The organism is Nocardia nova NBRC 15556 (assembly GCF_001613005.1).
GTDB classification, from domain to species: domain Bacteria; phylum Actinomycetota; class Actinomycetes; order Mycobacteriales; family Mycobacteriaceae; genus Nocardia; species Nocardia nova.
The window spans coordinates 100,788-121,075 of record NZ_BDBN01000007.1 but is presented as its reverse complement, the minus strand read 5'-3'; the positions used below and the strand labels follow the sequence as shown (position 1 = coordinate 121,075).

The window sequence follows — 20,288 nt, the reverse complement described above, 5'->3', positions numbered from 1 at the left end:
GCTATCCCGCTGCCTCTCGAATCGCGTGCTCCAGCAATGCCATCGCCTGATCTTCCAGCGCGCCCGCCTCATCCCGATGCCGGTACGCGCGCCGGACGATCTCGGTGATCCTATATTGATCTTCGTTGGAGCACAGGGGGATTGGCAAATTGCGCAGGAGCGTCGGGTGGTACTCCTGCTGCTTGCCGCCGACGCTCATGGAGCGCAGGATGCGGAAGGCGGTGTTCGAGCGGAGGAAGGCGAAGAGGTAGGCGCCTGCCGGGCCGGAGGGGCCTGGGTGAATGCGCAAGAAGTCCTGACTATAGGCGTCCTTCGCGGAGCGGCCAGTGACAAATATCGCCCTGCCATAGACCTCGTTTTCTCCGAGCGTTCCGTGAGCGGCGACGAGGACGGTCTCTTCCTCTTGGAGGATGTCGCTGGGTGCCAGCTTTGGGTCGATCCATCGGCCTTCAGGCCTCATCCAAAAGGCCTGCCGCTGCCCGACCAGTCGCACACCGTTGGCGGGGTCGGCTTCGAATCGTTTGAACCGAGCGCCGGTTCGCAACCTTCCGCCAGTGCAGATATCCCCGAGGGTGCGGTGTGGCTGTTCTCGCAGTCGATCTATCATGCTAAGCGCTCTGGGGGCGAAGTTGAGCGCACGCAACGATGCGGGACTCAATCCGGAAACAACGAAGCCTGTGTCGCGTGCCCTATGCCATTCGTGATCGGCCATGTCGGTCATGCCGAGGCTGGCGAACAACTCGTTGGTGGCGGCTGAGATCAGTGTCTGGTACTGCGATCGTTGGCTCGCTGCCTCCTGTATCAGGAGGTTAATCCGTTCCTCGATCTCGTCGCCCAGCCTGGGCACGGGAATATCGACCAGATGCGGCGGCTCGATGTGCTTGATACTGGTTCCGTGCACCCCTCCCCTGATCATCGCTGTGCCGTAGCGGCTGGAGAGGAAAATGTACAGATATCCTGCGGGAATATTTGCGGACGGAATTACACGCAGGACATGTTCGCTACATGCGGCTCCTGCCATTTCCGGCCTGGATTGGGTAACCCGTCCTGCATTCATTCCGGAGCGGGTAATGAGGATCCATCCCGGTTGCAGGGTGAGGTCGGCGACCTTGCGGCTAGAGCTGCTGGTGAGCATTGGGAGATTCGAGATATCGGCCTCGAGAATATCGACGCTGGAGAGGAATCGCATACCCTGCTGTGGGTCGTTCGTCCACTCTCGCCTAAATATTCCTGGCCGAAATATTCTGTCCGTCAACTCGCTGAGCCGCATGGTATGTGGCAGTCGCTTCATTGTCATCTGCGCGGCATACGTTTCAGAAATGTACGGCTTGCAATCCAGTCGTGAACCCTGCTCGGTGAGCCAATCTGAACGGACGGGATTATCGAAATCGACGAGTTTCATCGCGTTGCCATTCCCGGCTCGGGGTACTTGTCCCGAAATTCCCGATACTTCCTGGCTATTACGGGAAGATCATTGTCCGGTTCCTTGATTTTTCGGACCAGTCGGCGAATCTTATCCTCGCCGTTGATGCGGACCCGATCGAATTCCTCGTGAACGACCAGGATATCTTTGCCGTCCGGTCCGCGCTTGTATATGTCATTTCCGCGGCGATCCTTGCCGATCCGCTCCGCGATGGCCATGAACACCGGATAGTCGTTCGCCGGACCACCCAGCGTGGAATTCATCCGTTCCTGATCGGTCTTCTTCTTGAGGAACAGCAGTGAGGTCTGGATGTTGACGTCCGCTTCGACGATAAACGTTTCGACGGGCAGTTCGATACTGGCCAGGACCCAGCAGTTGTCGAGGATCCAGCGCCGGGTCGCCTCATCGGCGGGACCAGGATTGGACAGGATGCCGTTCGGCAGGACGATACCAATCTTGCCGCCGGGGCATACCCATTTGACGGCCTGCTCGATGAACAGTTGCTCCGGTGCCATCGCGGTGACCGGACCGCGGCCGGGCACCAGCGCACCGGTCTCGCGGTCGCGAGTCCAGGATTGCGCGACGCCGTCGCGGTAGCGGTCCAGCGTCTTCGCCTCCTCGACCTTGATCTCCGTTCCGAACGGCGGATTGGTCATCAGGACATCGATGCTGTTTGGCTCGATCCGCTCCAGAGCCTTGTGATTGCCCGGTTTATCCCCGTCGGGGAACATCAGCGAATCCATGAAGAAGACGTTGTCGAAGAAATCGCCGGCCGACTCGTCGGTCAGCATCATGATGCTCATGACGGTGGCGCGCACCAAACTCTGATCGAAGTCCGCGCCGAACAGGTTCGTGCGGGCGAACTTCGCGAGCCGCGCGATCTGCTCCGGCGTATCGGGCAAGCCCAGCGTGCCGTCCTCCACCTTCCACTGGTGCAGCAGATGGCGCATCGTACCGCGGAGGAATCCGCCGGTGCCGCACGCCGGATCCAGGACTCGCTGATGCTCCTGCGGATTGAGAATCTCTACCATGAGGTCCACTGCGCCCGACGGAGTGAAGTACTGCCCGCGGTCACCGCGCAGGTTCTTGCCCACCAACTCCTGGTATGCAAGGCCTTTCACGTCCAGGTCGGTCGAGGTCAGGTCGTAGGAGGACAGTTCGCCCACGATGAACGCCAACGCGGCTGGAGACAAGGTGATCTCGTCGCGATTGTCGAAATGGGCGTAGCCCTTGACCTCGGTGAACAACTCCTTGATCCGCTGTGCGATCGCCTTGCGTCCGTCGGCGGTGAACGGTTCGTTGGGCATGGCATAGAACTTGCGTGGTCGACCGGTCCGCTGGCTGGTCCGTTCGTCATGGATCTTGGCGAACATCAGATACAGGAACTGCCAGAACGCCGTCTCCTTCGACATGCCCTCATTGCCGTGCACGTAGTTGTGACAGCGCTGGAAGGCGGTCTTGAGCATGGCGTGTTCGCCGCGGCGCAGCCGGGCAGCCGATCCGACCGACCGGCTCCCCAGCGACTCGGGGGCGACTGGCCAGTCGGCGCGTGGCTCGAACGTCGCCCCGAAACGCCCCGTCTCCTTGCGGAGGAAGAAGAAGTCGAGTCCGTTGGTCCACATCCCGTATTCCAGGTTCGGGGCGTTGGCCTCGGTTCCCAGCAGCACCTCGAGGTCCTGAATATCCTGTTTGGCCTGTTCGTGGGTGCGGATCTTGGTGACCGTCTTGCTTGGTTTGGGCAGGGGCTTGCAGATCACCACCCGCTGCAAGTTCTCCAGCGAATGGACGGAGCCGGGCTTGAAGATCGCGATATCGGCCTTCTTGGACACCTTCCGGGCACCCTGGATCTGCACCGGAATCTTGAAGTCACGCTCCATATCCTCGACCGCGATCCCGTACTCGTGGAACAGCGCGCGGGCGATCCGCTGCCGGACCTCTTCGTTGCCGCGCAGCTTCACCACGCGGTTGCTGATGTAGTCGATGATGTCGTCTTCGCCCAGCGAGTCAGGGGAAACGCTCGGGTTCTCGGTCTCGGCGAGCTCGTCGAACTCCAAGCTGGTCTGTCCCATCCTCACGGTGTCGATCTCCCTCTCGTTCGAATCGGCCTCGACTAGCGGACGGCGCCGCGCATCGAGATCCCCATGACGATAGTCGGTCGAGCCGACAAACCGCCGAGTCACAGGGTCGGAGGTTGCCGGTAGCAGAACATCCCGGGGATTCAGTTCTGTGATCAGAGTTCGGCCGTCGTCATACGTTCCAGGAGCGATGCCTTGTGGGCGAGGCGTGCCCGGATCCCGTGGCTCCACTCGTAGCGTCGGGCGCCGAGCCGGTCCCGCCGGGCCCGTTGGCATAGGTCATCGAGCAGAGCGATGGCATGGTTGTATCCGCCGGGTTGCACGGTGGCGAATCAAAGCCGTGCGCCCGCGTTTACTCCGCGGTGTCAGAGAGGTCGAGCTGACCGTGTTCGGAGGGAGCGGTGCCCCGGAGGGCATTGTACGAACCCAGCGATACGCGACACCGTGTGGACAGCGTACGGACGCGGGAGATCAGTCTGGTCAACACCGCTGTGATCGAGGACATGCTCAAACGTCGCTATAGCACTCGTTTGGCTCCGGCGCAATCCGTTGAGAGCTTAACCACGCTTGAGCAACCCTCAACTTTCGGACGTCTGTCCATTGGAGACGAGCGGGTGTGGTTCGCCGGTCAATGCTGATAGAGCCGAAGCAGTTTCGGAGAGTGTCGCGCGCACGTAGGTCATTGTTGTACCGACTTTCCCGGCTTCCCTTGAGTGGCCGGCGTAGGCGCGGGCGATGGCGTAGCCGGAGTTGCGTTCGACCCATGTGAGGGTGGTGTGGCGCAGCCAGTGGGCGGTGATCTGTTGTGTGCGCACCCAAGGGAGGTGGCGTCCGATGCGGTTCCAGAGGTGGTCGTAGCGTCGGCCGGTGATTGGTTTGCCGTTGCGGTAGCGCAGTAGTTGGCCGTCGGGATCGATTCCGCGGGTGGCGTGGGCGAGTAGTGCGTTGGTGAGGGTGGGGGAGATGGGTTGCCAGCGGTCGGATTGGTCCTTTTCGCGCAGCCAGAGCAGGCATTGGTCGCGGTCGACGTCTTTAGGGCGCAGGGCGAGTGCGCCTCCGCGGCGGCATGCTGTTTCGATGTGCAGACGCAGGATGAGGGCGTCGAGTTCGGGGTCGTTGCCGGTGGTTTCGGCGATCCGGACAATTTGTGAGAGTTGTTCGTCGGTGAGGGCACCGCGAGGACTCGGTCCCCGTCGCGGTTTGGTCAATGTTGTTGCTGGACTGTTGGTGAAGGCGAGGTAGCCATCGTCGTGGGCGTGGCGGTACAGGCAGCGGATGGCGGCGACCATGTGCTCGGCAGCGGAGCGGCCGCCTCGGGAGTTGCGGCGCACGATCGCCTGGGTCCTGGCGGTCTCGACCAGTTGTTTGAGTTCCGAGGAGGTCGGCTCATCGAGCCGTCGGTCGTGCCATAGGGTTTCGATGCGCCTCCAGTAACTCGCGTAGGCCCGGGAGGTTCCGGCCGGTACAGCGGTGCGGAGTCGCGGAATGTACTCGCCGAAGGTGGGCGTGGCAGTCGAAGTTGCGTCGCCGTTGATGAGGTCCTCGGGTCGAACGCCCAGGCGTTGCAGCACGATTCGAGCCGCCTCGACATCGGTTTCCTTCATCGCTGCGCTCGTTTGTGCTCTGTAGATGGAAACAGCAACGCTCGGAGCTTTATCGATGGGTAGATCCTGAGGCGGGCAGGGGTGAGCACGGCGGCGAGCACTGTGTCGCCGGACCGGATGTCGGCCGCGTGTCGTAGTGACGCGGGCAGGTAGAGGTGGAGGTTTCGATCTATTCGAAGGGCGCCTTCTTCATCGCTTGCCGTTCGAATCTCGATGCAATCGTCATTCAGTCGTGTCGAGAGCCGCTGCCCTGGTGCCCATTTCAGATGACGAACGGGGCCCGCAATGGCCAGCCTTCCGCCGGGGCTGACTTTCGACACCGCGATATACGGCCCCAGCCGATGAGCGGCGGGTGATTGCCTCAAGGACGGGAGAGGTAACCCTTGAGCTTGGCGGGTGGCGTTATCCGTTTGGGTGGCCGAAATGTCGAGACCGGCCAGTCGGTGCCCGCGGCCAGAACTTGCAGTATGCGCCACGATAAGCCTCGATTCAGGTTCCAGTGATCGAGTCCTCGCGGGCGCCAGCTTCTAATCAAGAGTGACACCTTTGCGTTGGCAATGAAAGTAGTACGCCGAATCTTGATCTTCGGATGAGGTAGTGCGTACGTCGTGCCAGCGCCCTCACAGCCGACGCGACCAAAGTCAGCTCATCTTCCGGTCGGGGGAGGTGCTCCGCTACCGGCGTCGTCGGTCGGGATGACTACGTCGCAACGCCGCAGGCCTGTCGGCGACCAAGGGCGTGGACGTGCGGCTGCGTGCTCGGGCGGTACCGGCCGCAGAGGTGACCGAGGCCGGGTACGAAAGCAGTTCGATCTGGTGTGTGGCGACGTGGTTGCGCCGTACTGCAGGGATGGCGAGGCTCTGGTTGACTGGCTTCGTGGCACTGACGAGCACCACCATCAAGGTCCGTAGTCTCGACGGCCTACACCTGGCGGGCACCCTCGTCGCCCCCGACCACACGACTGGGCGTGCCGTCGTGATGGTGCACGGCGGCGGTGTCACACGGGACGAGGGCGGATTCTTCACTCGCCTCGCTGACGGTCTCGCAGAAGGCGGGGTGACGTCGCTACGGTTCGATCTCCGTGGTCACGGCGAAAGCCAAGGACGACAGGAAGAGCTGACCCTTGCAACCATTCTCAACGACATCAGGGTGAATCTTGCGTATCTGCGCGACGTTGTGGGCGCGAGGGAGGTTGGTCTATTGGGTGCCAGCTTCGGTGGCGGAGTCTGCGCCTACTACGCGGCGAAGCGGCCAGAGGATATCGATCGGTTGGTGCTGCTGAATCCGCAGTTCGACTACAAGTGGCGGACGATCGACAGCCGTGATTACTGGACGAACGACGTCATCAGCGATGAACGAGCTGCAGAGCTGAATGAGACTGGCGCCGTTCAATTCACGCCGACCCTGAAGCACGGTAGGCCGCTGCTGAACGAAGTCTTCTGGCTCAAGCCGAACGAAGTCCTGGGCGAAATCAAGACGCCGACTTTGATCGTTCACGGAAACGCCGACACCCTGGTGCCGATCAGCGGCTCCCGCGAGGCCGCCTCCAAATTCACTGCGCCCGTCGAGTTGGTCGAGATCGAAGGATCGCAGCACGGGTTCGCGGTTCATGATGATCCGCAGTACCTGAACCCGAAGAGCCAGGAATACCAAGCCGAGGTCATCGACGTCGTTACGCGTTGGCTCACAACAAATTCCGCATCACGGCAGTAACAGTTCGCGAAGTTGTCGAACCTGGGGGCGGTGTCTCCACGGGTCGAGCGTGCGTACGACATCGACGATGACATTCATTGTTCGCTCCGAGTGCGTTTCGCGTGCCACAGCAACCGATTGCGCGGCCACTGTCGCGGCTTCGTCGGGCTCGCCGGAGAGCGCCAGAGCCTTGGCTCGGCGAGCGCCGAAGAAGCCGACATCGCGCCGGGAAAGGGAGCTATTCAAAAGCACCTGGCCGAAGAGTTGGCTCGCAGTCTGCGGTTTGCCGGCTTCGGTGTAGCAGCAAGCCGAGCGTAGGAGCAGTGTGTCCTGGCTGAAGTAACTCACGAGTTCGTGGTCTCGCCGATCACCTGCACCGCTCAGCAGTTCCTGGGCTCGGCCGAGGTTGATTTGCACGACTCTCGCTGGCTCGCCGGTCATTGCCAACCCCAGGGCCTCTTGCTGCACTACTTCTGCCTGGACGTATGCCGGCAGCTGCCATGGGCCTTCTTTTGCCGCTTGGGCCAGCGTCAGAAGCGTTGCAGTGTCGCGGGTTTCATACGCCATCTGGGATTTCTTGAGCAATATGTAGCCCTGCATGGGCAAGCTGCCCGCGGCCTGCGCCCACTCCATCGCGCGGTCGTACAGTAGCTGCGCGGTCAACGGGTCGTGGAGGTCGCGGTACAGCCAGCCGGCGAATTCGGCTCCGTCAGCGCCAACCGCGAGGAGTCGTCGGCGAATGTCCGAGGGAACGTCTTTACCGTGCCGCTGGATGGCGCCGATCACACCGAGCACCAGCGGCAGGGCGGCTGCCGGCCCGAGAGCGCCGTCGTCACGCTTGCAGCGCTCGAGTTGGGCACGAAAGAAGTCGACGATGGTCCCGTCGAAGTAGCGGCGTGCGTCTTCGAGAGCTCGGCCGACGCGCTCGAGTTCGTCGGCATGCTTCGAAGGAGGAGCACTCGCACCATTCGACGCCAGCCATCGAGCCAGGTCGACAGTGTCATGGCTTGCAGCAGTGTATGTTTCGGATGCATCGCTGGCATCGATATCGTCGATCTGCGGCACCTTGAACCACAGGAGCTCGCTCGGTATACCGAGGCACTGCGACCAGCGGATCAATTTGGAAAGCTGTTCCGGTGCGTCGCCCTTTTCGATCCGGCTGAGCTGGGCCTGTGTGAGTCCGAGCCATCCGGCGACCAATTCCTGCGGCAATTGCCGACCGTGGTACGGATGAGTCCTGTAGGCAAAGATCACTCGGCCCATGTGCCAGGTGCTCAGTGCATCGCGCATCTGATCGGTCTGCCAAAACCCGGGTGGCACGGCAGGTGGCCGGTGTAGCTCGTCGCGGGCAACGAGTTCGCAAGCGCCACAGAGCATCTGCGCGTTGTAGCTGTTGAGCCTGCCGCCGCAACGAGCGCAGTAGCGCCGTTGGTCAGATCCCCGATTCATGGCTACTCCGGATTGTTCTGGGTGCCGTGACCCCACCCGTTTGCCCTGGTCGCGCGACTGTAACAGGGCCAACACCTACCCGCCATACGTTCGGCGCATACCGCGTATACCCCAGTGGTGTGGTCATCTCGTGCGGCGCAGCCAACTCTTGAGTCGTCTTTGAAACTGGCCGCCAGGAGAGGGGTTGGCGTGACGTTATCCCTGGTAGTTCCGCTCTTCGGCCCACCGGCCGCGGGTAAAACCACGCTGACATTACAGCTGGGACGATCGCCCGGACGCCGAGTATTTCGCCTTCGAGAACACGTGCCACAGCAGGTGCTGGCCGCCACCGCGTCGGATAGTCGGCGTCTCGGTTGGATCGATGGGGCTACGGTGGCGGAGGCACTCGATGATTATTTCGCTGCGGTGGATGCGGATCCGGATGTTCACACGGTGTTGCTGGACAACTTCCCCGGCTCCGGCACTCAGGTGCGGCAATTGCTGGCCACGCTGTGGATGTTGGAACCGCCTCCGCATATCGAGCCGATCGAGGTGCTGGCAGATGTTCGGACCCTTCGGCAGCGGGCGCGTAGCCGGAAGGTGTGTCACCGGTGTGAGCGCGATCCGATCCACGATCCGCGATTACCCGCAGTCCCCAGTGGCGAAGACCCCTGGCGGTGCGGCCGCTGTGGGGGTCTCCTTCATCCGCGGAGGGGCGACTCGCCGGGGCTTTTCAGATCGCGCCTGAAGCGCTACCAGCAGGCAGTTGAGGGCATCCGCGTCGGCTTTACGGCCTCGGGCATCGCTGTCACCGAGTGCGAGACAACGAACACCATCCATGGGGCAGCCGATCTGATTGCTCCCCTGCTTATTTCACGGAGCCGAGTGTCATGACAAGCACAGATCTGCCCATGCCGTCACGGCGGACGAGCCTCGACGGTTACGGCCACGCCCGGATGCCGCGGGGCGGACATGTTCCCCAATCGCAGAAGATCGATCGGGTGGCCTATGGACGTTTCCGGAACGTCTACCTCTACATCACCGAGGCGTGCCAGCTGCGTTGCGAGCACTGCTATATGGGTGATCGGCTGGATCGGGCGCTGAAGATGCCGCTGCCCAGAATCGTCGACACGCTCACCACACGGCGCCGGCTCGGCGGGAGCAAACTGACCATTCTCGGTGGAGAGCCGACGCTGCACCCGCATTACTGCGAGGTGATCCGGCTCAGCCGCCAACTCGGCTACGAGCACGTCATCACCACGACCAACGCCCAGAAACCGGCGCTTCGGCGCTTTCGTCAGCTGACTTCGAATGACTTCGCTTATGTGCAGGTCAGCCTGGATGGTGGCAGCCGGGAGACCCACGATGCGGTGCGGGGCGAGGGCACTTTCGATGAGGCGATGGAGACCACGCGGGAGCTGTGTGAGCGGAGCTTCGACACCCGGATCATCTGTACCGTCAACAAAGCCAATGAGCGAGATGTCTTGCAGCTGTTGAACATTGCTGACGTGCTGGGCGTCAGCCTGGTGAAGTTCCACGTGTTTTCCACAATAGGCACCGGGCACGGCAACCCGGAGCTAGCGATGTTGCCACCGGAATGGGTGGACTTCTGCGACAGCCTCAATGTGATTGCCCCGCAGTACAACACGCGCGTCTGGTACCAGCCGACGTATGCCCGACGGGATCAGATGCAGCGGTACGCCGACGAAGGCTACCAGGGCTGCATCGGTCGGACGTTGGATCGAATTTCGATCTTTCCGGACGGCCGGTGCTACGTCTGTTCGTACCTGTTCGACACCGATCTCTACTTCGCTCGAATGGTGAACGGTCGAGTCGAGCTCAATTCCGGGGCGAACGAATTCGATCTGTTCACAGGCGTGCTCGCCGACAGTTCCTGTGAGGGCTGCAAAGTCAGCGGCTGTATGGGCGGCTGTCCTGCGGAAAAGGTGGTTATGGGCCAGTCGTCGTGCGCGGCTTACGAAGACATCGTGCCGGTGTGCCGACTGTGGAAATCCAGCGCCAAGCCCGAGGAGTAGACCGATGGACCGCGTGATCGCAGAACTGTGCCGGATCGACTGGAACGACATCGACGAAGTGGAGCGGGCATGCCGCGCCGCGCTGGACGAGCTGGCGGGACAGCCTAGCCTGCTGAGGGACCGGCTGCTCGATCTGCCGAATCGGCCTGAGCTGATGCAGCTGTGCGAGCACTACGACATCCTGGACAAAATCGTGCTGGCCAGCGCCGACGATCCCGGGGTGCGGGTGCGGCTGCACGTGTTTCTGCCGGGCTATTTCGACCGGCCGCACAACCACCGCTGGAGCTACGCCAGCAAGATCCTGCGCGGACATTACCGGCACTATCTGTTCGGCAACGCCGAGTTGGACGAGCAGGTGGAACCGAGAAAGCTGCCGGTGCTGCACGTCCGCGAGGAGCCGGTAGGCACCAGCTACGCGCTGCACCACTCGATGGTGCATGCGGTGCTCGCTGAGCCGTTCACCGTCAGTTTGGTGGTGCGCGGGCCCGCGGTAAAAGACAAATTCCTGGTCATGGACCGGCACACCGACCAAGCGTGGTGGCAGTTCGGCGCCAAGGACGAACCCGAGGAACAGGCCAAGGCGAAGCAGATGAGCCGAACGCGGTTCGCAGAGGTGAGCGGATGGCTCAGAGAGTGGAATCTGATCTAGTCGCGGGCAGATGCCGCCACCCCGCGACCGCAGCAAGGACCGCCCGCTTCATCGGCGGCTAGGAATCTTCCGATGCGGGTGGTTCGGTTCGGTCGATGACCGCCAGCAACTCCGTGAGGCTCGGCAGTGGTGCGCTGTGGTGTCGTGCACATCGCAGCGCCCCACTGGCACATCCCAGTCTGAGGCTGTGCAGCATCGACCACCTTTCTCGTAGACCGTAGAGCAACCCGGCTGAGAAGGCCGCCCCCGCGCAGTGTGTATGCCGCACGTTCACCGGAAACGACGGCACGGCAAGTTCTTTCGATCGGCTGACAGCGACGGCACCGAACGCACCGGCTGTAACGACTGCCCACTTCGCGCTGGTTCTCTCGAGTAACGCCGTCGCGACGGCTACGGCTTCGAGATGGTCCGAGTCGTCGACGTTGGTCTGCACCAGGAGGTGCGGATAGCCGGCAATGGCCGCGGCGGTGGGCTCGGCAAGCGGTGAGCCACCGAGGTTCAGCAATATCGGGAGTTCGGCTCTCCGAGCGGCGGGGATCGCGCGAAGGACAGCACCCTCGATTATTTCGTAGCTGTCCACGTACAGGAACGAGGCCGCCGTGACCGGCGTGAGGTCGATCTGCTCGAGGCCGGATACGACGTTGGGCAGATGCGCGAACCACGTCCGCGTGTGAGCGTCATCGGCAGCCACCACGATCCGAGGCGTCGTTGCGTCCGGTCGCACGGTCAAGGTCCTGATATCGCGCTCCGCCAGCCACCGCCGCACGAAGCGACCGTGCTCGTCATCGCCGATATCGTTGGTAAGCAGGCGAACTGGCGCTCCCATGCCGACAAGCGCCGCCGCTACCATCGGTCCGTCCGCTGCGATGGACCATTCGATGCTGCTGATAGCCGTGCCGTAGTTGACGCGCGGAAACCGCGGCACTGTCCACAGTTCGGTGAGCGCCACACAACTCACGCATACAACCGGGCCGGACGGATTGCGCACCGCTACCAACCGTAGGTCGAGAACGAACGCCCGCTGGCGATGTGGCCCATGGCCACTCGGCAGTAGTCGATCATGTACTCGGGTAGCTCGGTTGCTGAGAACCATTGCAGCTCAGCGCATTTATCTGGCTCCATGTTCTCCGGCTGCCGCTCCCATGACCGCACCGAGAAGAAGAACGCCATTCGACCACCGGATGAGGAGTTGTGCATGACGTGGGCGAAATGGACGTCCTCGGCCTTGACGGTGAGCCCGACTTCTTCCTGTGCCTCACGGATCAGCGCTTCGATCACCGATTCGTCTGCTTCGAGGTGACCGGAGGGCAGGTGCCAGGCTCCGTCCTCGAAGCCGGTGTTCGTGCGCCGGCCGAACAGGATTTCGTTGTTGCGGCGCAGCACCAGGTGAACGTCCCCGGTGACCTTGTGCCGATGGAAACCTGAGCCGTGTGCGGCCCGGGCGACTACGTCTGTCATGAATTGGTTTCCTATTCATGCTCGTTGAGCTGGGCTTTTCGTGCGGAATGACTGCTGTGCGCACGCAGCCTAACGCGGGCGGTGGCGACGGAATATGCGCCGAACGCATAGCCGCCCGGCCGGGCGCGGCATAGTCGTCGGCCATTGCCGATTTCAAGCTTTCGCCAGGTTCACACCACCCGAATCGCAAGGGAGGCAGGCACGATGGGACGGCGGATTCGGCATATTCGCATCGAATCCGGCGCGTTGACGCTGGATTACCAGGCATCCGCGGAGCAGGCGCAGAGCGTCGCCTGCAACCTCGCTCAGGGATCCGCCGGTGTCGTCGTCACAGTCGACGACTACGTGACCGCAGACCTTCCGGTACTGCCGTGCGCGCGATTGTGGGACTGAACCATGTCGATGTCAGAACCGCTGCGCTACAGGACCTTTGTCCATGCCGACGGAAGGCTGGCGGAGTTCATGTGCCAGGTGCACTTGATGGAGTTGACGGTCGAGCGCGCCCGCGAGCTTCGGCATATCCACCGCTTCCATCACCCGGACGAATGCCTCGTGCACTCCGAGGCGGCCTACCTGTTGCTGTTGGACGACGATGATCTGTAGACGGCTTCCGTTGCTTACTTCCGGATGCAGGTGGAATCCGAATACGTTCGCACTGAGGGATTCTGAGAGCTTGGCCGCCGCGCGGGCCGACGCGCGGTCCTGGGGACCCCACTGTGAAAGGCACGTCATGGGGCAGGATTGAGTACAGCAACGATCTCCAGGCGCTGAAGCCGGGACCTGCCCGATAAGCGGTATTTCCGTGCGGCCTGATCGGGATCAGTTTGGATCCGAGGGCGGCTCTGGCCGGAAACGCAGCGCACATCCGATCGCGACGGCGGGGTGAAGATTCTCTCCACCGTGGCGATGAGTTTTCCGGATCGCCCCCGTCCGTACTGGTGAACGCGCCACCAACCCGGCGCGACCGACCCAGAAGGAACAGAAATGACCGCCCTCACCGCCACCCAGACCACCACCACCACCGTCCACCCCGGCAAGATCCGTAACCGCGTCCTGTGGACCCTGCAGATCGTGCTCGGCCTGTTCTTCATCATCGCCTCCGGCGGCCCGAAGCTCGTCATCCCGCAGACCCTGATGGAAAACAACGCCACCGCCTTCTCGATCCCGTTGGCGCTGCTGGTCTTCATCGGTCTCGCCGAGGTCGCGGGCGGCATCGGACTCATGGTGCCCCGGCTGACCGCGGCCGCCGCGATCGGCCTGGCGATCGTCACCTTCCTCGCCGCCGGCTTCAACGCCTTCCTGGCCGACACCCCGGAATTGGCCCCCTTCCCACTGGCGCTCACCGCGATCTTCGCCTGGATCGCCTACGAACGCCGGGCCTCGATCACCGCTTTGGGCGCGCTGATCAAGCGATGACCCGCGCATAACGCTCGGCTACCGGCGGCACCCAGCCGCCGGTAGCCGCGTTGTGCGTTACGGGGACGGTCCGCTCGGGTTGGTCGGGCTGTCGCATCAGAGTCGCGGGGCGGGCGTCCCCGGATCGGGCCGCCCACCCCGCGACTCTCCGAATAATGTGATGACAGTTTTGGTTTCGCGGCGGGCGGTATGGTGTCCCAGCCCGACGCGCGAGCCCGTGCCGTGCACGGGCAAGTCCTCTTATCGCCCGTCCGGCACCGTCACGGGAGCCGATAAAGGATGTTCAGTCGATCTCGCTCCCTGTTCGACCGATATGCGGCATGAGCGCTCACTTGTCCTGACTCAAGTCAGCGCGGATAAATGCGAACCAGAAAGTCCTCGCTGAGCAGCGGGCATGCGGGAGGGGCAGCCGGGCGAGCGAGGCATAGCGCAGGGATCCCAGGTTTGGACGCACACCAGCGAACGGCGCGCCGCGGGGCGCTCCTCAATGCCGTTCGGAGGTAGCGAAAACTGGTCGCGCCGCAAGCTGACGGGCCCTACGCTTCGGCAGTGACAAAGAGAAGTCCTTGGAACGAGAAGTCGATGTGGGACACCACCCGTGCCTTCGGCGAGTGGCGGGCGATCGACCACGATTCGCGGGTCTTTCTTGAGCTGACTACGACGGTGATGAACGAGCGGTTCGATGCGCTGTGGAAGGAGATCGGTGAGCGCCCGGGCGATCCCGACGGGTACGACGAAGTTATCGACATCTTCGACCGCGAAGTGAAGATTCAGCCCATCGACTATCACTGGATGCTCGAAGCGGCGGTCGTGCGCGACGCGGTCACAGCTTTCGAGGTCTACCTGGAGAAAGTCGGGTCCGAGCTGGGCCACGATTGGAAGATGAAGGACGGCAAGTCGCCGTTCTGGGATTCGATGACCAAGTATTTCGCGACCGAGTTCGGGCTCACGATCGAGACGGAGCGAACGAAGGAAATACGCAGGCTCCGGCATATCCTGGCTCACCAGCGCGGCGAGCTCCGGACCAAAGAGCTGCGCGAGAAGTACGGCACGGACCCGGCGTTCCCCCGCTTCCCAAGTCATCAGGCCGAACTTTCGCCCGCGACGGTGACTCAGATCCTCGACGATCTGGGCGACATCGTGCGCGCAGTCGATTCCGCGGCCTGGACCCGCTTCTAGAAGCCCGGCGCCCACATCGGGGCGCCGGCCTCGACCCTGTAGCTCGTGCGGGACGAATCGGAAGCGTACCGAGTATTACCACCACCCCGGCGAATTCGTCAGGTTGACATGGCGTCATGCGACTCGCGGTCCCCGAATCCCGCACCCCGCCAGGGGGTGAGCTGGACGCGTGCGCAGAACTGTCCAGCCCGGTCGAACCCGACAACCTGACGCCCGCCGCTGCCGCCTCCTGGATGCAGGACCGGTTCGATCGGGTCGAACTGTCCCAGGTGTACGAGTTGTTCGACCGGGATTTGTCGGAGCTGGTCGTCGCTCACTTGAGCAAGAAGCAACTCGACCTCGCCGATATCTCGACCACGGAGTTCGTGAATCTGTTCGCGGACCTCGTGATTGAAGAGTTCCGTCTGGAACGAATGTCCAGCCGTGATGTGCTGACGTTGCTGACTGAGCTGCATCGCTTGGCGCTGCGTCAACTCCGGTACCGTGCCGGTCGCGGCCAACTCCTCGGCCCAGTAGCCCGCCAGCAGCGGGTTGTCGGCGGAATCGCAAGTGGCGCATTCGATTCGGCCACCGCCACGCCGGACGGGCGGCAGTGCTGGCGGTACCATGCCTCGACCAGGCCGCCGTCATGGAGTGGAGTCAGCGCGCTGGTCGCCGCTACGTGATGACTGCGCATTAGAAATGGTCCTTTTGACCTGCCGCGCGCCACGCGGCATGAGCGGATGTCGTATTTTGCAACGCTCGAAATCGACTACGCCGGTTGGGTGGCCGGGTGGTGTTGCCTGGTTTTTCGGACGTGGGTCTGGGAGGATCTGGTGTCGGCTGGTTTCTGGTGGGAGGTCGGTGTGGCATCAAGGCAGACATTGTCGCGCGTGGTGGCACCTACCGCGGTGACGGCTGTGATGACTACAGCTCTGGCGGTCGCGGTGAACTATGCGACCGGAGGTGACCATTCGGTGTGGACGTGGGTGGCTGTCGCAGCGCTGACTGGGGGTGTGTTCGCTGCGTCGTTGTGGTTGCAGCGTGGGCAGTCCGTCCCTGGAGCTGCTCAGGAGCCGCTGGTCGGGGTGGATCTGCAGAACGTGAGGGCAGGAAAGGCGCTGCGGGTCAAGGGTGTGCGTGGGTCGGGTGCGGGAGTCAGGGCGCGCAGGGTGCGTTCTGGTGGCGACATGTCCTTCGAGGACATCGACACTGGCCATGGCGGTGCCTGACATCCGTGGCGAGCAGGAGCGCTGGCGCGGTGCGCCGGTCTACGACCTCGACCGCGTTAAAGCTGGCCGTGATCTGTCGATCCGGAACACTGTAAACAATTTCCAAATTGGTGTGGTGCCCAATGCAGGACTGCTCACCGGCAAATCGTTGTATCTGTCGCAGGTTCGTGAGTTTCTCGCCCCGATAGACGGATTGCGGGACCGGGAGCGGGAGCTTGAGGAAATCGCCAGGTTCTGCGGTGGTGAACGGCCGTATATGTGGATCAAGGCCGAGCCGTGGGCGGGAAAGTCGGCGTTGCTGTCGTCGTTCATGCTCTTCCCGCCGCCGCGGGTAACGGTGGTCGGGTTTTTCATCACTGACCGCCTCGCCGATCAGAACAATCACGATGCGTTCACCGCCGCGATCTTGGATCAACTGGCGATGCTGTTGCCGGATCATCGCGCCTTGATCGCAGCTGCCACTAGCAACCGTGACGGGTTGCGCAATGAACTGCTCACCCTCGCCGCCCACCGTGAAGCCGCAGCGGGGCGCCAGTTGGTGCTGGTGGTGGACGGATTGGACGAGGACACTGGCAAACCACCGATCGTGACCTTGCTGCCGGCACGCCCGGATCCGAACCTGCGGATCGTGGTCGCCAGCCGCCACGGTCCCACCCTGCCGATCCCGCACGGCCATGCCCTGGCACACACCGCGCCGTACCTGCTGACCTCGTCGCCGTTCGCTGCCGATATCCGGACAAGGGCCGTTGCCGAGCTGAGTGCGCTGCTGCTTGGACCAGACGAGCACCGTGATCTGCTCGCGATGATCACCACCGCCAATGGTCTGACCGCTTCCGAGCTCACCGACCTCACCGGCATGGCGCCGTTCCAAATCCAGGAGCCGCTGCATGCGGTAGCCGGGCGCAGCTTGCGCGCCACCGGCCGAACTCAGCGTGGTTCCGATGCTGCAGCGGATCCGGTGTATGTGCTGGCTCACGAGACCCTGCAACGCGCAGCGGAGGAGCAACTCGGTACCGCCTACATCGGTGGATGCCTGGACCGGCTGCGTTCATGGGCCGACCGGTATCGTGACCTCGGCTGGCCTGCCTGTACACCGGATTTCCTGTTGCGTCGGTATTTCCCGGTTCTGGACAAACACCACGACTTGCCGTTGATGATTGCTTCGGCGCTCGACACCACCCGACACGACCGGATGCGCGCGCACACCGGAGGCGACGAGACTGCGCTCGCTGAGATTCGGACTATTCAACAACGCATCTGTGACCAACAAACCCCTGACCTGCTGAGCACCGCACGTCTGGCCCGCCACCGCGACAGCATCCATAACCGCAACAACAACGTCCCTCTCGAATTACTAACGGTGTTGGCATTTCTTGGTCAAGGCGATCGCGCGGAAGCCCTCGCCCATTGCCTCCCGTCACCCAGCCGTCAGGCAGAAGCACTCGCTAGGATCGCCGAAGTTGTGGCTGGTTCCGACGTCGCGAGCGCGGCTCGGCTTATCGACCTTGCCGAGACCATCGCCCGCACCATCACCAACCCAAACACCCAGGCCGAGAAACTCACTAGCATCGCCGAGGTTTTAGCCGCGACCAATCTGGAACGTGCGGAGAACCTCGCCCGGACCATCACCGACCCATACCAGCGGACCGTAGCGCTGATCAGAATCGCCGAAGTTGTAGCTGGTTCCGACGTCGCGAGCGCGGCTCGGCTCATCGATCTCGCCGAGACCATCGCCCGCACCATCATCAACCCGCGCCTCCAGGCCGAAACGCTCGCCAGCATCAGCAAGGCGGTAGCTGCTACCGAGGCCGACCGAGCCGCTCGGCTCATCGACCGCGCCGAGACCATCGCCCACACCATCTCTAACCTGCGTGTGAAGGCCGATACTTTTACCCGGATCGCCGAGGTGGCGGCCCTCACCGGCCCTGACCGTGCCGAGGCTATCGCCCGCACCATCACTGACCCGGAACGGCAAGCGGCGGCGCTCACCAGGGTCGCTCAGACGGTGGCGTGCACCGACCTCGAACGTGCGGAGACCATCGCCCACACAATCACTAAGCTGTACCAACGCACTGTGGCGCTCACTAGAATCGCCCAGGCAGTAGCGAACATCGATCCCGACCGAGCCATCCAGCTTATCGACCGCGCTGAGACCCTTGCGCACACCATTACCAACACAGATCGGCAGGCCGAAACGCTCCCCCCGATTGCCGCGGTCGTTGCCGTTGCAGACCCCGACCGCGGCGAGACCGTTGCCCGCGCCATCACCAAGCCGGACCTGCGGGCTGTAGCGCTTGTCCGGATCGTCGAGGTCGTGGCTAGCTGTGACCCTGACCGTGCCGAGGCCCTCGCCTACACCATCGCCAACCCAATCAGGCAGACCGTAGCGCTCACCAGGATCGCCGCCGCTGTGGCGCGTACTGATGCCGACCGAGCGACCCGACTCATCGACCGCGCCGAGACCCTCGCTCGCGCCATCACCGACACGGATCGGCAGGCCGAGTCGCTTGTCCGGATCGTCGAGGTCGTGGCTAGCTGTGACCCTGACCGTGCCGAGGCCCTCGCCTACACCATCGCCAACCCAATCAGGCAGACCGTAGCGCTCACCAGGATCGCCGCCGCCGTGGCGCGTACTGATGCCGACCGAGCGACCCGACTCATCGACCGCGCCCAGACCCTCGCCCGCACCATCACCAATCCACGCCAGGTAGCCGAGGCCCTCACCGGAATCGTCCACGTGGTCGCTAGCACAGACCCCGACCGAGCCGAGGCCATCGCCCAGACCATCACTAACCAGCACCGGAGAGCCGAAGCGCTCACCAAAATCGCCCGCACGGTAGCCAGGGCTGAACCCGACCGCGCCGAAACCCTAGCCAACGCCGTCACGGACCCGCTCCGGCGGGCCGAGGCGCTCGCAGGAATCGCCGAGGTCGTCGCTGGAACAGACCCTGACCGAGCCGAGACCATCGCCTACACCATCACTAAGACGAATCGGCGGGCCGAGGCGCTCGCACGAATCGCCGAGGTCGTCGCTGGAACAGACCCTGACCGAGCCGAGACCATCGCCTATACCATCACCAACCAGCACCGGAGAGCCGAAGCGCTCACCAAAATCGCCGAGGTCGTGGTCGACTCCGAACCCGATCGAGCCGCCCGACTCATAGACCACGCCGTGGTGATCGCCCGTACCCTTACCAACCTCGACCGGCGGGCCGAAGTGCTCACCGAGATAGCCAAAGTATTGGCTGACGCCGCCCCGGAACGCGCGCAGACCATCGCCTGCACTATCACGAACCAGAGCAGGCAAGCCGGAGCGCTTATTAAAATTGCCCATGCCGTTGCTGCTACCGACGTCGGCCGCGCTGCTCGACTTATCGACCAGGCCGAGGCCCTCGCCCGCACTATCACCAACCAGGACGTGCGAGATAAAACACTCAGAAGAGCCGCTCAAACGGTGGCGACTATCTGCCCCGACCGGGCCGAGATCATCGCCCTCACCATCACCAATTCCTATCTGCAGGCTAAAGCGCTGATCAGTGTCGCGCAGACGGCGGGTAGGGATGATGGAGGTGACGGGGTGAGGCGATCAAACAAGCGCCGCCTCGCTCTTGCCTGGTCGATGTCCGGATGGCAGCACCCAATAACGGCATTGCCAGTTGTTGATCAATCTGTCCTGAAGTCTCTTGTGTCCGATCTAATTACCGAGGCGCGAGAGCGCGCTAGTCCGCCGTACTAAGCTGGTCGACAAAGCGATCCACGCAAAGGCCTGCATGGCACCACGGACCCGCGCAATCCGGAACACGTTCTCTCCGCAGACTGCTTACTCGCGTCTGCCCAGCGTGCAGACAGTTGCGACCGCATTGCGGACTTGAAAAATCTCGGACGGTTTCTAATCCTGCCGGCTCGTTGGCCGGTTCTTCTCCAGAGCGCTCTCTATTCGACCTTGCCGATCGCATTGGACGCGCCAACGTGTTTTATCCTATGACCGGGGCGAATCGGCATTAGCGTGCGGTCGTGCGCGGCCGCAGCGTCTACGGCGTTGATCCTGCGGTCAGTTGGATCCTGTCTGAGGTCGAGGCAAGGCAACATGCCGATGCCGAAATGTGCGAGGGAGCGC

The 20,288-nt window shown here is 62.9% G+C and carries 17 protein-coding genes; 11 read left to right on the top strand and 6 right to left on the bottom strand.

All coding sequences use genetic code 11. The annotated features are described in order from the left end of the window. Nucleotide 1: 1 nt before the first annotated feature. The 3 genes from mads5 to NN2_RS04555 form a co-directional block, all read right to left on the bottom strand. Nucleotides 2–1,402, bottom strand: a complete 1,401-nt coding sequence (mads5, locus tag NN2_RS04565; RefSeq protein ID WP_063910666.1) for a methylation-associated defense system restriction endonuclease subunit S MAD5 — start codon at nt 1,400–1,402, stop codon at nt 2–4. Next, on the bottom strand, nt 1,399–3,729 hold the full coding sequence (gene mads2 / locus NN2_RS04560) for a methylation-associated defense system DNA methyltransferase MAD2 (protein WP_218021990.1): 2,331 nt from the start codon (nt 3,727–3,729) through the stop codon (nt 1,399–1,401). The genes mads5 and mads2 overlap by 4 nt, the downstream gene beginning before the upstream one ends. Nucleotides 3,730–4,076: 347 nt before the next feature. Continuing rightward, entirely contained in the window at nt 4,077–5,069 is a 993-nt protein-coding gene (locus NN2_RS04555) for a tyrosine-type recombinase/integrase (protein WP_245658552.1), read from the bottom strand. A gap of 813 nt (nt 5,070–5,882) precedes the next feature. Here NN2_RS04555 and NN2_RS04550 point away from each other — a divergent pair. Further along, nucleotides 5,883–6,815, top strand: a complete 933-nt coding sequence (locus tag NN2_RS04550) for an alpha/beta hydrolase (RefSeq protein ID WP_245658550.1) — start codon at nt 5,883–5,885, stop codon at nt 6,813–6,815. Here NN2_RS04550 and NN2_RS04545 read toward each other — a convergent pair. After that, on the bottom strand, nt 6,804–8,084 hold the full coding sequence (locus tag NN2_RS04545; protein WP_063010665.1) for a helix-turn-helix domain-containing protein: 1,281 nt from the start codon (nt 8,082–8,084) through the stop codon (nt 6,804–6,806). The genes NN2_RS04550 and NN2_RS04545 overlap by 12 nt on opposite strands. 348 nt (nt 8,085–8,432) lie before the next feature. Between NN2_RS04545 and NN2_RS04540 the strand changes: the two genes are divergently transcribed. The 3 genes from NN2_RS04540 to NN2_RS04530 are packed head-to-tail and all read left to right on the top strand — an operon-like array spanning nt 8,433 to nt 10,907. Further along, complete coding sequence (locus NN2_RS04540) at nt 8,433–9,116, top strand: hypothetical protein (RefSeq protein WP_082856734.1); 684 nt, start codon at nt 8,433–8,435, stop codon at nt 9,114–9,116. Beyond that, on the top strand, nt 9,113–10,258 hold the full coding sequence (locus tag NN2_RS04535; RefSeq protein ID WP_063010661.1) for a radical SAM protein: 1,146 nt from the start codon (nt 9,113–9,115) through the stop codon (nt 10,256–10,258). The genes NN2_RS04540 and NN2_RS04535 overlap by 4 nt, the downstream gene beginning before the upstream one ends. A gap of 4 nt (nt 10,259–10,262) precedes the next feature. Then, on the top strand, nt 10,263–10,907 hold the full coding sequence (locus tag NN2_RS04530; RefSeq protein ID WP_063010659.1) for a hypothetical protein: 645 nt from the start codon (nt 10,263–10,265) through the stop codon (nt 10,905–10,907). 58 nt (nt 10,908–10,965) lie between these two features. Here NN2_RS04530 and NN2_RS04525 read toward each other — a convergent pair whose 3' ends face one another. Both NN2_RS04525 and NN2_RS04520 read right to left on the bottom strand, forming a co-directional pair. Further along, on the bottom strand, nt 10,966–11,856 hold the full coding sequence (locus NN2_RS04525; protein WP_063010657.1) for a carbohydrate kinase family protein: 891 nt from the start codon (nt 11,854–11,856) through the stop codon (nt 10,966–10,968). 41 nt (nt 11,857–11,897) lie between these two features. After that, a complete protein-coding gene (locus NN2_RS04520) occupies nt 11,898–12,365 on the bottom strand; it encodes an NUDIX hydrolase (protein ID WP_063010655.1) in 468 nt (155 codons plus the stop codon). 204 nt (nt 12,366–12,569) lie between these two features. On the opposite strand from NN2_RS04520, the gene NN2_RS04515 reads away from it, so the two are divergent. The 7 genes from NN2_RS04515 to NN2_RS04485 all read left to right on the top strand — a co-directional run bounded on the left by NN2_RS04515 (nt 12,570) and on the right by NN2_RS04485 (nt 19,907). Beyond that, complete coding sequence (locus NN2_RS04515) at nt 12,570–12,758, top strand: hypothetical protein (RefSeq protein ID WP_063010653.1); 189 nt, start codon at nt 12,570–12,572, stop codon at nt 12,756–12,758. A gap of 3 nt (nt 12,759–12,761) precedes the next feature. Beyond that, complete coding sequence (locus NN2_RS04510; protein WP_063010651.1) at nt 12,762–12,968, top strand: hypothetical protein; 207 nt, start codon at nt 12,762–12,764, stop codon at nt 12,966–12,968. A gap of 381 nt (nt 12,969–13,349) precedes the next feature. Then, nucleotides 13,350–13,781 (top strand): DoxX family protein, encoded by a 432-nt coding sequence (locus NN2_RS04505; RefSeq protein ID WP_063010649.1) that lies wholly within the window; start codon nt 13,350–13,352, stop codon nt 13,779–13,781. Nucleotides 13,782–14,363: 582 nt separating this feature from the next. Next, a complete protein-coding gene (locus NN2_RS04500) occupies nt 14,364–14,960 on the top strand; it encodes a hypothetical protein (protein WP_063010647.1) in 597 nt (198 codons plus the stop codon). A gap of 116 nt (nt 14,961–15,076) precedes the next feature. After that, entirely contained in the window at nt 15,077–15,625 is a 549-nt protein-coding gene (locus NN2_RS04495; RefSeq protein WP_063010645.1) for a hypothetical protein, read from the top strand. A 57-nt stretch (nt 15,626–15,682) separates the two neighbouring features. After that, nucleotides 15,683–16,171, top strand: coding sequence for a hypothetical protein (locus NN2_RS04490; RefSeq protein ID WP_063010643.1), 489 nt, complete (start codon nt 15,683–15,685; stop codon nt 16,169–16,171). Next, complete coding sequence (locus NN2_RS04485) at nt 16,158–19,907, top strand: P-loop domain-containing protein (protein ID WP_063010642.1); 3,750 nt, start codon at nt 16,158–16,160, stop codon at nt 19,905–19,907. The genes NN2_RS04490 and NN2_RS04485 overlap by 14 nt, the downstream gene beginning before the upstream one ends. Nucleotides 19,908–20,288 lie beyond the last annotated feature (381 nt).